Annotated in this window: 12 protein-coding genes; 6 read left to right on the top strand and 6 right to left on the bottom strand. The window is 66.3% G+C overall.

Annotated features, from left to right (window positions below):
- Positions 1–41 precede the first annotated feature (41 nt).
- From IEW22_RS10285 to ygfZ, 3 genes are all read right to left on the bottom strand, one after another.
- Entirely contained in the window at positions 42–236 is a 195-nt protein-coding gene (locus IEW22_RS10285) for a DUF3073 domain-containing protein (RefSeq protein WP_188586518.1), read from the bottom strand.
- 157 nt (positions 237–393) lie between these two features.
- The gene (locus tag IEW22_RS10290) at positions 394–1,065 is read right to left on the bottom strand and encodes an MOSC domain-containing protein (RefSeq protein ID WP_188586519.1); all 672 of its coding nucleotides are present in this window, start codon (positions 1,063–1,065) and stop codon (positions 394–396) included.
- A gap of 2 nt (positions 1,066–1,067) precedes the next feature.
- Positions 1,068–2,234: a CAF17-like 4Fe-4S cluster assembly/insertion protein YgfZ gene (ygfZ, locus tag IEW22_RS10295; protein WP_373284167.1), complete on the bottom strand. Its 1,167-nt coding sequence runs from the start codon at positions 2,232–2,234 to the stop codon at positions 1,068–1,070.
- A 60-nt stretch (positions 2,235–2,294) separates the two neighbouring features.
- Between ygfZ and IEW22_RS10300 the strand changes: the two genes are divergently transcribed.
- The 5 genes from IEW22_RS10300 to cydC all read left to right on the top strand — a co-directional run bounded on the left by IEW22_RS10300 (position 2,295) and on the right by cydC (position 9,535).
- Positions 2,295–3,227 (top strand): aminodeoxychorismate lyase, encoded by a 933-nt coding sequence (locus tag IEW22_RS10300; RefSeq protein WP_188586520.1) that lies wholly within the window; start codon positions 2,295–2,297, stop codon positions 3,225–3,227.
- Between the two features lie 155 nt (positions 3,228–3,382).
- Positions 3,383–4,945, top strand: coding sequence for a cytochrome ubiquinol oxidase subunit I (locus IEW22_RS10305; protein ID WP_188586521.1), 1,563 nt, complete (start codon positions 3,383–3,385; stop codon positions 4,943–4,945).
- Between the two features lie 24 nt (positions 4,946–4,969).
- Complete coding sequence (gene cydB / locus IEW22_RS10310; RefSeq protein WP_188586522.1) at positions 4,970–6,091, top strand: cytochrome d ubiquinol oxidase subunit II; 1,122 nt, start codon at positions 4,970–4,972, stop codon at positions 6,089–6,091.
- Positions 6,091–7,827: a thiol reductant ABC exporter subunit CydD gene (gene cydD, locus IEW22_RS10315; RefSeq protein WP_188586523.1), complete on the top strand. Its 1,737-nt coding sequence runs from the start codon at positions 6,091–6,093 to the stop codon at positions 7,825–7,827. Before cydB ends, cydD begins: the two co-directional genes overlap by 1 nt.
- Positions 7,817–9,535 (top strand): thiol reductant ABC exporter subunit CydC, encoded by a 1,719-nt coding sequence (gene cydC / locus IEW22_RS10320; protein ID WP_188586524.1) that lies wholly within the window; start codon positions 7,817–7,819, stop codon positions 9,533–9,535. The genes cydD and cydC overlap by 11 nt, the downstream gene beginning before the upstream one ends.
- A 321-nt stretch (positions 9,536–9,856) precedes the next feature.
- On the opposite strand, the gene IEW22_RS10325 is transcribed toward cydC, so the two are convergent.
- Entirely contained in the window at positions 9,857–10,474 is a 618-nt protein-coding gene (locus tag IEW22_RS10325) for an FABP family protein (RefSeq protein WP_188586525.1), read from the bottom strand.
- Between the two features lie 138 nt (positions 10,475–10,612).
- Between IEW22_RS10325 and IEW22_RS10330 the strand changes: the two genes are divergently transcribed.
- Positions 10,613–11,122: an SRPBCC family protein gene (locus IEW22_RS10330; RefSeq protein ID WP_188586526.1), complete on the top strand. Its 510-nt coding sequence runs from the start codon at positions 10,613–10,615 to the stop codon at positions 11,120–11,122.
- 192 nt (positions 11,123–11,314) lie between these two features.
- Here IEW22_RS10330 and IEW22_RS10335 read toward each other — a convergent pair whose 3' ends face one another.
- Together IEW22_RS10335 and IEW22_RS10340 are read right to left on the bottom strand one after the other, a co-directional pair.
- Complete coding sequence (locus IEW22_RS10335; protein WP_188586527.1) at positions 11,315–11,617, bottom strand: DUF1416 domain-containing protein; 303 nt, start codon at positions 11,615–11,617, stop codon at positions 11,315–11,317.
- Positions 11,618–11,619: 2 nt separating this feature from the next.
- Positions 11,620–12,459, bottom strand: coding sequence for a sulfurtransferase (locus tag IEW22_RS10340; protein WP_188586528.1), 840 nt, complete (start codon positions 12,457–12,459; stop codon positions 11,620–11,622).
- Positions 12,460–12,787 lie beyond the last annotated feature (328 nt).

The following is a 12,787-nucleotide window of genomic DNA, read 5'->3' on the forward strand; positions in this document are numbered from 1 at the left end:
TATATATCGCCAACGGCGCTCTGCGGTGACTGTTATGCGCCTCAGGCGCGGCGCCACTCGTCTTCTTCGGCCCAGCGATCCACCGGGTCGTCGTCAATGCGGTCGTGGGAACCCAGGCCGTCATGCGAGTCGTTGGAGAGCTCACGCTGCAAGCTCTCGAGGTCCATGTGTTGACTGCTGTATTTCAGCTGACGAGCAACCTTCGTCTGCTTTGCTTTTGCCCGGCCGCGGCCCATATGGGACCCCCTCGCACAATGACGGGGCGGCCAAACAGTGTGGCGGCCCCGTTCTGGTTTAGAAATCTGTCGTGCCAGTGAGTCTACCGTGTGCCACCGCGGGATGCGGAATCACTGCACCGCAACGCCGGGCAAAGCGCTGGCGAGCCGGGAGAATTTACATCGACGACTTACGCAGTGCCTTGGTGGCGTCGCGTTCGACCTTGGCGGGAAGTCCGCCTTGTGCGAGCAGGTCGCGAAGTTTGTCCGGGTCGGTTCCCGTCGCCAGATCGCGGACGCGCACTCCGTGTGAGGGACGCGAGATCACCTCGACACGATCACCGGCGGCCACCGATCCGGGTGTGCGCACGAGGAGATAAGTGCCCAGGTCGGCGCGGTCCATGAAGCGTTTGACCCAGTGCGCTTCCCGCGCCCATTCCGCGAAGGTCCGGCAGGGGATGCGGGGGATAGTGGCCTCGAGGATCACCTCGTCGCCGACCCGCCAACGTTCGCCGACGATCGCGTCGGTGGTCTCGATCCCCTCGATCCGCAGGTTCTCGCCGAACCATCCCGGCGGCAGTTCGCGGCCGAGTTCGTCCGCCCACCGGCGGGCCTCGAGTTCGCTGTAGGCGTAGACGGCCTGATCGATACCGCCGTGATGTTTGTGATCGACCACATGATCGTCGACCAGCCCGAGGTCCTCGACGCGGCGGGCACCGTCGAGGGGCCGCTTGTCGATACCGCTGGCGCCCACACCCGCGAGCACGACGTCGGTCGACGCCGCGCAGACCGCCAGCACGCGGCCGGTGGCGATCGGGGCGCGGTCGGTGGTCTCCATGGCGGTGGTCATCCTCAGCGCCCCCGCAACTTGTCGATGGCCGCGCGGCCGGCCTGTTCGTGTTCGGAGTCGGTCAGCGAATCGGGGTCGATGGAGGCGTCGACGCCGCGGATCACCAGGGCGGTGTCCACCGGGATCGTGCGTTTGACGAGGGCCAGTCCGATCGGGCCGAACTCGAAGTGATCGACCACACTTCCCAGCCGGCCGACCGCACGTCCGTCGGCGGTGACCGTCTCGCCGGGCTGCGGACGGTTGTCCGCCGATCCGTCGAGGTGCACCAGTGCGAGCCGACGCGGCGGCTTTCCGAGATTGTGAACACGCGCCACCGTCTCCTGACCGCGGTAACACCCCTTGTCCAGGTGTACCGCGCCTTGCTCTGCCACCCCACCGATCCATCCGAGTTCGTGAGGAATGGCGCGGTCGTCGGTGTCCAGACCCAGACGCGGTCGGACGGCGGCGACGCGCATCGCCTCATAAGCCCAGGTCCCGGCCGGGCGTGCACCGGCGGACACGAGTTCATCCCACCAGGTCTCGACCAGATATTCCGGGATCACCAGGTCGATGGTCGGGGTGCGGCGACCCTCACCGGTGGGCGGCATGATGCGCCAGAACCCCAGCGGCTCCTCGTCGTGATGGATCTCGGGCAGGTCGCCGGCCTGGTAGACCTGCGGATTCGCGCCGAGGTCGAGGAGTTCGGCGATGGGGCCGGTCATGATGTCGGGGCCGACCAGCGACAGGACCGCCATGTCGGGACGCGGCGCCACCTCGACCTTGGCCCAGAAGATCATCTTCGACAGGAAATCAGCGAGTGCGTCGGCACGCGTCCCCTCGGTGTCGACCCAGGCGATCTGGTCGACGTCGGTGACCACGAAGTGATCCTCGACCCGCCCGTTGAGGTCGAGGTTGAGGTCTTCGGCCGACCAGCGATCGGCGAGATCGAGAAGATGCTGACTGGAGATGGTGTGCAGCCAGCTCAGGCGCTCTTCGCCGTCGATCTCGATGACACCGCGATGGGATCGGTCGACCACCACGGCCGCACGGGCGGCAGCCCGCTGCTCGCCGAACGGATCGCCGAAATGCCATGCGACGCCCTCGTCGGGGGAGCCCTCCGGTGCGCCGACAGCACCGTCGCCGCGCAGTCTGGGCAAAAGGACCGATTGGGGAGAAAACGCCGAAGCCACGGATCCAATCCTACGTTCGACTGCGATGCGGGGAGTGCCGGCTGTTCTACGCTGTTGCGCATGTCGGAAACCTTGCTGCTGACCGTGGATGTCTCCAACCCGCAGGGCGCCGGTGCCCGAGACGGCGCCGGGGTGAGCGTGCACGACACCTCGACCCCGCTGCTCTACGCCGACGACCTCGCCGCGCTGCGCGGCGACGGCATCTTCGAGACGCTTCTGGTGGCCGGTGGTACCGCGCGCAACGTCGAACGCCACCTCGATCGCTTCGAACGCAGCGCCAAAGCACTGGACCTGCCGATACCCGACCGCGCCACCTGGGAGAGCGCGATCGAGCAGGCGCAGACGCTGTGGGCGGCCGAGCACGACGTCGACGCCGACGCCGTGATGCGCCTGGTTTATTCGCGTGGACGTGAGCGTGATCTCGAACATTCCGGCGAGGGTGAGTCCTGCGTCCCGACTGCGTATCTCACCGTCGCGCCGGCGGGGGAGCGTGGACCCCGGTTGCGCGAGCAGGGCGTGTCGGTGATCACGGTCGACCGCGGGTACTCGATCGACCTCGCCGCCAAGGCGCCCTGGCAGCTCCTGGGCGCCAAGACCCTCAGCTATGCGACGAATATGGCGGCCCTGCGCCATGCCGCCGAACGAGGTGTGGACGATGTGCTCTACACCTCGAGTGAAGGGGTGGTTCTCGAGGCGCCGCGTGCGAGTGTCGTTGCGGTGTATGACAAGACGTTGGTCACCACTCCTCCCGACTACGGGGTGTTGGCGGGGACGACGGTCGCGGCGACCTTCGCGCTGGCCCAGGAGGAGGGCTGGCGAACAGAGACCCGGGCGATGCGGACGCCGGATCTGATCAAGGCCGATTCGGTGTGGCTGATGTCGAGCCTGACGCTCGCGGCGCGAGTGACCTCACTCAACGGTTACGACTACGAGAATCCACTGCGGCCCAGGGAGATCCCGGACCTCGTGCGTCGCGCAGTTTTGGGCGAATAGTCCGGTTTATGTCGCCTCGTTGCCCAATTGTGATGCGGCACTCAGGTCTTTAGTCCTGCGTCGGTCCGCAGGTTTGGTGCAGCATTTGGTCGGGAGTAGCGTGACGGCAGAGCTACTACGCTTGGTAGTAGCTAAGGCTCGGCGATTGAGGCTTCATGGATGTTCTCGACGTTTCACGATGGCAATTCGGAATCACCACGGTCTACCACTTCATCCTGGTACCGCTGACCATCGGCCTGGCGCCGATGATCGCCATCATGCAGACCGTCTGGCATGTGACCGGCAATGTGCAGTGGTACCGGGCGACCAAGTTCTTCGGGAAGATCTTCCTGATCAACTTCGCCCTCGGTGTGGCGACGGGCATCGTGCAGGAATTCCAGTTCGGCATGAACTGGAGCGAATACAGTCGGTTCGTCGGCGACGTGTTCGGCGCCCCGCTCGCCTTCGAGGCACTCGTGGCCTTCTTCCTGGAGTCGACGTTCCTGGGGCTGTGGATCTTCGGCTGGCAGCGACTGCCGCGAGCGGTCCACCTCGCCTCGATCTGGCTGGTCGCCATCGGTGTGACCGCCTCGGCTTACTTCATCATCGCCGCGAACTCGTTCATGCAGCATCCGGTGGGCGCTCACTTCGTCAGCCGCGGACGCGCCGAGATGGTGAGCTTCTGGAAGGTCATCACCAACAACACGACGCTGGCCGCCTTCCCGCATGTGGTGGCCGGCTCGTGGCTCACAGCCGCGACATTGGTCGCCGCCGTCTGCATCTGGTGGATGGCGCGGGACATGGCACGTGCCAAGAAGCTGCGTGACGGCGACGAGGTTCCCGCACAGGGCGGTTCGGTCACGCCGACCGACGGGTCCACGGATGCGGAGGCCGATGCGCTCGAGAAGGATGCCGCGACGCTGTTCCGTCCCGTCACCCGGTTCTCGCTGTGGGTGATGATCGTGGCCGCGGTGATCCTGGTGATCACCGGCGACGTCCAGGGCAAGCTCATGTTCGAGCAGCAGCCGATGAAGATGGCCTCGGCAGAATCGCTGTGCCACACCGAGAAGAGCGCGTCGTTCTCCGTACTGACCATCGGCACGCAGAACAACTGCGAACACGTCACCCGCGTGATCGAGATCCCCGGCGTGACCTCGTTCCTGGGCACCAACAACTTCAACTCGACCCTGCGCGGCGTCGAGGAGCTGCAGCAGGAGCAGGAGGCCCGCTTCGGGCCCGGCAACTACAAGCCGAACCTGTTCGTCACGTACTGGGCGTTCCGCGCGATGATCACCTGGGCGCTCGGCTCGGCTGTGGTGGCACTCGGCGCACTGTGGCTGACCCGCAAGAAGCGGGTCGTCACGTCGCACAGGTTCGCGCTGCTGTGCCTGTGGCTGACGCCGACGCCGTTCCTGGCCAACGCATCCGGGTGGATCTTCACCGAGATGGGTCGCCAGCCATGGGTGGTGGCACCGAACCCGACCGGCGACCCGAACATCCACCTCACGGTCCAACAGGGCGTGTCGCATCATTCCGCAGGTATGGTGCTGGCGACCCTGATCATCTTCACGCTGCTCTACGGGTCGCTCGGAGTGATCTGGTTCCTGCTGATTCGCAGATATGTGATCGCCGGGCCGCTCAAGCACGATGCCGACCCGGCCGAGGACCGCAACCCCTATGACACCGACTCCGATCCGCACGAGCCTTCGGAGACCGAACAACTCTCGTTCGCGTACTGACCGAGAACGGCAAGGATTGACGAGATGACTCTTCCCGAGTTCTGGTTCTGCCTGATCGCCTTCATGTTCTTCGCCTACTTCGTGCTCGAGGGCTTCGATTTCGGCGTCGGCATCCTGATGGGCTTCGTCGGACGGGGGCGCACCGGCCTCGACGGCGACACCCGACGGCGTGTGCTGCTCAACACCATCGGCCCGGTCTGGGACGGTAACGAGGTGTGGCTGCTCACCGCGGGCGGTTCGCTGTTCGCGGCCTTCCCGGAGTGGTACGCGACGATGTTCTCCGGGTTCTACATCCCGCTGTTCATCATCTTGGTCGCATTGATCCTGCGCATCTGCGCGATCGAGTGGCGTCCCAAGATCGACGATGCGCGCTGGCGCCTGGCGGCCGACATCGGTATCGGTATCGGCTCGTGGATCCCGCCGATCCTGTGGGGTGTGGCATTCGCAAATGTCGTGCGCGGTGTGCCGATCGACGCGAACAAGCAGTTCACCGGCAGCTTCTGGAGTCTGCTGAACCCGTATGCACTGCTCGGCGGTGTGACGCTGCTGCTGGTCTTCATCACCCACGGCGCGTTGTTCATCGCGATCAAGACCGCAGGCGAGATGCGCAAAGACGCACTGCGCTACGCCAAGGGCATCGGCCTGCCCGCCGGACTGGTCGCCGCGGCGTTCCTGCTGTGGACCCAGATCTCCTACGGCAAGACCTGGACCTGGGTGGTGATCGCGTTGGCCGTGGTCGCGGTGGCGGTGTGCCTGGTGGCGACCTACCTGGAGAAGGAAGGTATCGGTTTCGCCGCGACGACGGCGGCCATCGGTCTGACGGTGATCCTGCTGTTCGGATCGTTGTGGCGCAACGTGATGCCCTCGACCACGAATCCCGCCTACAGCCTGACGATCGACAACGCGTCCTCGTCGCACTACACACTGGTGGTGATGACCTGGGCGGCGGTGATCGTCGCGCCGGTGGTGCTGATCTATCAGGGGTGGACCTACTGGGTGTTCAAACACCGTCTCACCACCCAGTCCATGCCGCCCAACTCGGGGCTGAAACTCCGGCCGGAGACGGCATCGGCGGTGTCGGCGACCGGTGTCAGCGGCGGAGCGGCGACCGGGGGGACGAGCTCCGGAGGACGGCACGAGGGCTGATGGCAGCCAACGTCGCCCAGGGTGATGCCCTCGGCGGGCTCGACACGCCGGCCTCGACACCGGCACGGCAACAGCCCACGCGGCGTCCGCCGCTGGACCCACGACTACTGCGGCATTCGCGTACCTCGCGCGTCTATCTGGTGGTGACCGCGGGATCGGGAGTCCTCGGAGCCATTACGGTGATCGTGATCGCTGCGATGGTGGCCTCGATCCTCTCCGAGCTGATCGTCGACCCGTCGGCGCGATCGCTGTCACAACAGAGTTGGCATATCGGGGTTCTCGCGGTGGCAGTGGCCGTGCGGGTGATCGCCACGGTGATCCACGACCGGTACGCCCACCGGGCCTCGGCGAAGGTCATCGCCGAGCTCCGGTGCGAAGCCGTCGACAAGATCTCCGACCCGAACCGAACAAGCGTCCGCGAGTTGTCTTCGCGCCGTGAGCATCTGGCGACAGTGCTCACCCGAGCCCTCGAAGCGCTGGAACCGTACCTGTCGGAATTCGTTCCGGCGCTGATCCTCACGGCGATCGTCACACCCGCGGTGATCGTGGCCATCGGGATCGCCGACATCGACTCCGCGGTGATCGTGATCATCACGCTCCCGCTCATCCCGATCTTCATGATCCTCATCGGCAAGATGACCCAGGACAGTACGCGGTTGCGGCTGGATGCGATGAGCCGACTCAGTGCGCAGCTCCTGGACCTGGTGTCGGGGATCCCCACGCTGCGTGCCCTCGGGCGTGCGCGGCGTCCGGCGGCGAAAGTCGCCGAACTCGGTCAGGCGCACCGCAAGACGACCATGCGCACCCTGCGCGTGGCGTTCCTGTCGGGAACGGTGCTCGAACTCCTGGCGACGCTGTCGGTCGCGCTGGTGGCCGTGACCATCGGATTGCGTCTGGTGAAGGGCGAGATGAGTTTGTACGCCGGGGTGTTCGCGCTGATCCTGGCGCCGGAGGCCTACCTGCCGCTGCGTGCGGTGGGCACCCAGTTCCACAATTCGGAGAACGGGCTCACTGCCGCCGACGATGTGTTCGAGATCATCGAGGCACCTGAGGATCACACCACGCGTACGAGGTCGGCCGCGATTGCCGGAACGGCGGTGACGCTGCTCAACGTCGGTGTGCACGGTCGTGACCGGTGGGCGCCGCATCGGCTCAACGGAGTGGCCGCACCCGGGCGGCTGACCGTGATCACCGGCCGCAACGGCTGTGGTAAATCGACCACCCTGCAGGCGATCCTGGGTCTGATCCCGCTCGACGAGGGCACGATCCTGCTCGGCGACATCCCGGTGGCGCAGTTCGATGCCAACAGCCTGTGGGAGCAGGTCGCCTGGCTGCCGCAGGATCCGGTACTCGTGCCGGGAACGGTGGCGCAGAACCTCGAACTACTCGGACCTCTGTCGAGGCCGCTGGCCGAGGTGGCCGCGGCCACCGGGTTCGACGAGGTGCTCGACGAGCTGCCGTCGGGTCTCGACACCGTGCTCGGCACCGGGGGAGTCGGTATGTCGGCGGGCCAGCGTCAACGTCTGGCGCTCACCCGCACACTGGCTTGCGCGGCACCGTTGCTGCTGCTCGACGAGCCGACCGCACACCTCGACGACGCCCACGAGGCACGGGTACTCGCCGCGCTGCGGGCACGTGCGCTCGCCGGCGACACGGTCGTGGTGGTCAGCCATCGCCCGGCACTTCTCACCGGTGCCGACGAGATCATCGACGCCGGAGGCGCTCATGTCGGTTGAGACCGCGGTCGAGAGGCCGGCAGCCGTCGGGGCGAGTGGGGATCCACTACGGCGTGCGCTGCAACTCCTGGGTATCCGACGTCGGGCGCTGCTGAAATCCATGGCACTGGGTGCCGGGGGCGCGTTGTCGGCGCTCGGGCTGGCAACGCTGTCGGCCTGGCTGATCACCCGCGCCTGGATGATGCCGCCGGTGCTCTCGTTGATGATGGCCGTGACAACTGTTCGCGCACTGGGCATCTCGCGCGGACTGTTGCGCTACCTCGAGCGACTGGCCACCCACGACATGGCATTGGATGCGATGTCGCGGGCACGGGCACGGATGTACACCGCGCTCGCCTCGGGTGCGCCCGGCTACTCGGTAACCCTGCGCAGATCAGATCTGTTGGCGCGCACCGGAGACGACGTCGACGAGATCGGCGAGTCGTTGATCCGCGCACTCATCCCGATCGGGGTCGCGGCGGTGACGTCGGTGGCCGCGGTGATCGTGGTCGCGATCGTCTCGCCGTGGGCTGCAGTCGTGACGGCACTGGCGCTGCTCGCCTCCGGTGTGGCGGCACCGATGCTCGCCGCGCGCGGTGCCCGCCGCAGCGAGATCGACAGCGACGCCGCCCGTGACCGCTCGACCGAGGCCACCACCACGCTGCTGTGGCACGGTGCCGAGCTCGCAGTCGCCCGCCGGCGTCGCGAGCTGGTCGAGGAGGTGGCGTCGGCGGAGAAGGACGTGGTCACCTCCCGTGACCGCGGTGTGCGGGTGTCGGCGATCGCCGCGGGCACCACACCCGCGGCGATCGGGGTCTCGGTGCTGGCCGCTGCCCTCATCGGGATCGGATTGTCGGGGTCGGTGTCGCCGATGGTGCTCGGCGTGCTGCTGCTGGTCCCGCTGAGTTCCTTCGAGACCACCGGACCGCTGGTGGCGGCCGGTACCCAGCTGCAGCGCAGCCGTAATGCGGCGCGGCGGGTCATGGCGCTCGTCGACGGTGCTGACGAATCGGAGACGACCGCACAGGGTGGTGACGACCGTGTGCCGGACGTGGTCGAAGGTGACCTCCCCGCGCCGATCGCCGAGCCGGTGACTCTGCGGATCGAAGGTTTGCGGTGGGGATTCCCCGGCGCGCGTGTACTCGGTCCGCGCGCCGGACTGAACCTGGTCTGTGAGCCGGGGGCGCGGGTCGCCGTCGTCGGACCGTCGGGCGCAGGAAAGACCACGCTGCTTCTCACACTGGCCGGACTTCTCGCGCCGCAGTCGGGTTCGGTGTCGGTGTGTGCCGACCACGTAGACCAGCCGCGTGAGTGTGCCCGGTTCTTCGCCGAAGACGCCCACGTGTTCTCCACGAGCATCCGCGAGAACCTGCTCGTATCGCGCGGAGATGCGACGACCGACGAGTTGCGGTCGGCATGTGAGCGAGTGGGGTTGTGGGAGTGGATCTCGGGCCTACCCGACGGCCTGGACACCGTGCTCACCGGCGGCGCGGATGCGCTCTCCGGCGGCCAGCGGCGCCGGCTACTGCTCGCGCGGGCGCTGATCAACACCGCGCCGGTCGTGCTCCTCGACGAACCCGCCGAACATCTCGACCGCGCCGATTCTGAGCGCGTGCAGCGAGAGTTGTTGTCGCGCAACGGCTTGTTCGGACCGGACCGCACGGTGGTGATGGTGACACACCGACTGCCACGCACCGCTGATCCCGATCACATCATCGTCGTCGACTGAGTGGTCTCGACTCAGCGGTCTCAATGGCCCACATCTCGCTCAGGGCGAACGCCCACCCGCCGAAAATCTGTTGCCGCGTGCTCTGGTCGCGCGTAACTTGGCGGTACACGAGGAAGGAGGTGGTCTGAAGTTGTATGACAAACGGACACGTGAGGTGACCATCCGCTGACGGCGGATCGCCGCAAGATTCGGCCTCGTTCGCCAGTCGGCGAATACCAGATGGCCACCCGACCCCCGCATCCGACCAGTCCGGTCGACAGTGCCCGCCTCACGCGGGTGGTGCGGGGGTCGTCCCGTATCCGCGGGCGTTCTGGTCGCGTTTCAGCCGATGTAGCGGGTGAGCTTGGCGCTGAGGCGAGGGAAGAACTCGCCGTCGGAATCGGCGCGCTCCTCGACGTACGCGAGGTCGCCGTCCTCCACGAGTCCGTAGAGTCGTTTGGCGGCGCCGGCTTTGGTGCCGGTCGCCGAGGTGATCACCACGTCGGTGCCCATCTCCCAGGACATCTGGTTGAGAGGTTTGCCGTAGAAGAGTTCGATCCAGCCCTCGGCGTGGGCGAGGAGAACCTCGATCGTGTCGTCCTCGCCGATGCGCCAGAAACCCGACTCACGGAGATCGGGTGCCAGGAATTTCGCGTCGTCGTCGATGCGCCACGAACGCGACTCCCAGTTCAGGTAGTTGCCGCCGTCGTGGCTGACGATGATCTGCTGGGCGAAGTGGTAGTCCTCGCCCGCCACGGGATCGCGACCTTCGCCGTCGCCGCGCCACACGCCGACCAGCGGCAGCAGCCCGAGCAAGCCGGGATGGAGGTCGGGACCCTCGCGAAGGTTGGCCGTGTCGTCGGGGAGAGGTAGATCGGGCAGAACAGGGATGTTCTTGCCACGCGTGTGCTCGGCGCGGGCCGCAGCCCGGTCGATGGCCTCATCTCCCGAACGGGTCACGATTCGTCAGTGACCAGTCGGTAGAGCACGTACAGGCCGAACCACACGATCGCCACAGTGGCGATTCCCAGGAGAACTTCGAAGAAAGTGACCACGAGGAGAGTCTAGCGCGCTCGTTTCGGTGATTGGATGGACCCCATGACCGGACCCGACCCGACCCCCGAGACGACCAGCACCGACGCAACTCCCACGAGCAAGGTGGTGTCGGCCTCGCGGGAGATCGCCGCACCCGCCGACGTGATCTTCGAGTTGATCGCCAACCCGGTAGCCCAGGTGCGCTGGGACGGCAATGACAACCTCGCCGCCGCACCGGTCGACGAGCGCATTCACAACCGCGGGGACATGTTCGCGATGATCCTCACCACCGAGGGGCAGGTGCGGGAGAACCACGTGGTGGAGTTCGAGGAGGGGCGGCGTATCGCCTGGATGCCCGCAGAGCCGGGTCGGCCGCCGTTCGGTCAGCTGTGGCGCTGGGAACTCGAGCCGATCGACCCGCAGCACACCCTAGTCACGCATACCTACGACTGGACCCGTCTGGAGACCCATGTCCCGATGCGCGTGGCCCGGGCCGAGGCGACCGGCGTGGCCAACCTCGCCGCCTCCCTCGATCGGCTAGCCGAGCTTGCCGAGGCGGTTGAATCGGGCTAGCCGAGCTTGCCGAGGCGGTTGAATCGGGCTAGCCGAGCTTGCCGAGGGTTCACTCGGCTGACCCCGCCATCACCCCGACGGGGCGGATGGCAAAAAACGTCCCCGTGAGGGCGGCGGAGGGCAATATGCCCTCGGCGGCCGTCACGGGGACGGTGTTTGCCACGCGACCGGTCAGCACCGGCCGGCGAGGCCCTACTTGACCGTGATCTCGTAGGTGTGGATGCCGGGACCGGTCGGCTCGACGGTGGTCTCACCGTTGCCGCTGCGCGACAGCGCGCGCAGGGTCCAGGTGCCGGGGGCGGCGAAGAAACGGAAGTCGCCAGAACCCGAGGCCACCACCTCGGCGGTGAACTCGCCGGTCGAGTCGAGCAGACGCACGAATGCGCCTGGTACCGCGGTACCTTCGGCATCGACGACCTGCCCGGTCAGCACGGTTTCCTTCTCGGCGTCGATGTTCGACGGCAGGGTCTGGCCCTGCTTGGGTGCTCCACACATGGTTACTTGCCCTCTCCCAGCTCGATCGGTGCGCCGACGAGCGAACCGTATTCGGTCCAGCTGCCGTCGTAGTTCTTCACGTCGGACTCGCCGAGCAGCTCGTGCAGTACGAACCAGGTGTGGCTCGAACGCTCGCCGATGCGGCAGTAGGCGATGGTCGACTTGGACTTGTCGAGGCCGGCCTCACCGTAGATCTTGTCGAGTTCCTCGTCGGACTTGAAGGTGCCGTCTTCGTTGGCCGCCTTGCTCCACGGCACGTTGATGGCGCTGGGGATGTGACCGGGACGCTGGCTCTGCTCCTGGGGGAGGTGAGCAGGTGCGAGGATCTTGCCGGAGAACTCGTCGAGGCTGCGCACGTCGACGAGGTTCTTGGTGCCGATGGCGTCGATGACCTCGTCACGGAAGGCGCGGATCGAGTTGTCGGGCTCCGACGCCTTGTAGGTGGTGGCGGTGCGGGTCACGGCGTCCGACGAGAGCGGGCGTCCGTCGAGTTCCCACTTCTTACGGCCGCCGTCGAGGAGCTTGACATCGTTATGGCCGTAGAGCTTGAAGTACCAGTAGGCGTAGGCGGCGAACCAGTTGTTGTTGCCTCCGTAGAGGATCACCGTGTCGTCGTTGCCGATACCGCGCTGCGAGAGCAGCTCGGAGAACTGTTCGGCGTTGACGAAATCGCGGCGGACCTGATCCTGCAGGTCGGTCTTCCAGTCGAGCTTGACCGCGCCCGGGATGTGACCGGTGTCGTAGGCGCTGGTGTCCTCGTCGACCTCGACGAACACGACGTTGTCGGTGTCGAGGTTCTGCTCAGCCCAATCAGCGCTGACCAGGACGTCATTACGTGCCATGGTATTTCCCTTTCGGATGGAGATCTCGTGATGCAGTTGTGTCGAGAGTGGGTTCGGTGAGCGTTGCCACCGCAGTACCGGCGGCGCTCACGCAGGAAGGCGCGCACCGAACGGCATGGAGAAGCCGGACTACCTCACACGCTGAGGTGATCGCGCGCAGGGATGCGATCGCCGACTAGAGACAGCAACAGGTGACGAGACGACAGAAGTCGATCGCCAGTCGGCGGGTGAGCATCAACTCACGACGCGGTTGCATACCGGCGAGGATACCGCAGAGCCCGCGGACCTCATAAGGGGTCCGCTGCTGATGGGGGACACATCGTCGGGT

It is taken from the genome of Gordonia jinhuaensis, assembly GCF_014639795.1.
Taxonomy (GTDB): Bacteria; Actinomycetota; Actinomycetes; order Mycobacteriales; family Mycobacteriaceae; genus Gordonia_B; species Gordonia_B jinhuaensis.

Coding starts and splice junctions, on each gene's coding strand:
- IEW22_RS10285 (WP_188586518.1), bottom strand. CDS start 236: ATGGGCCGCGGCCGGGCAAAAGCAAAGCAGACGAAGGTTGCTCGTCAG.
- IEW22_RS10290 (WP_188586519.1), bottom strand. CDS start 1,065: ATGACCACCGCCATGGAGACCACCGACCGCGCCCCGATCGCCACCGGC.
- IEW22_RS10300 (WP_188586520.1), top strand. CDS start 2,295: ATGTCGGAAACCTTGCTGCTGACCGTGGATGTCTCCAACCCGCAGGGC.
- IEW22_RS10305 (WP_188586521.1), top strand. CDS start 3,383: ATGGATGTTCTCGACGTTTCACGATGGCAATTCGGAATCACCACGGTC.
- cydB (WP_188586522.1), top strand. CDS start 4,970: ATGACTCTTCCCGAGTTCTGGTTCTGCCTGATCGCCTTCATGTTCTTC.
- cydD (WP_188586523.1), top strand. CDS start 6,091: ATGGCAGCCAACGTCGCCCAGGGTGATGCCCTCGGCGGGCTCGACACG.
- cydC (WP_188586524.1), top strand. CDS start 7,817: ATGTCGGTTGAGACCGCGGTCGAGAGGCCGGCAGCCGTCGGGGCGAGT.
- IEW22_RS10330 (WP_188586526.1), top strand. CDS start 10,613: ATGACCGGACCCGACCCGACCCCCGAGACGACCAGCACCGACGCAACT.
- IEW22_RS10335 (WP_188586527.1), bottom strand. CDS start 11,617: ATGTGTGGAGCACCCAAGCAGGGCCAGACCCTGCCGTCGAACATCGAC.
- IEW22_RS10340 (WP_188586528.1), bottom strand. CDS start 12,459: ATGGCACGTAATGACGTCCTGGTCAGCGCTGATTGGGCTGAGCAGAAC.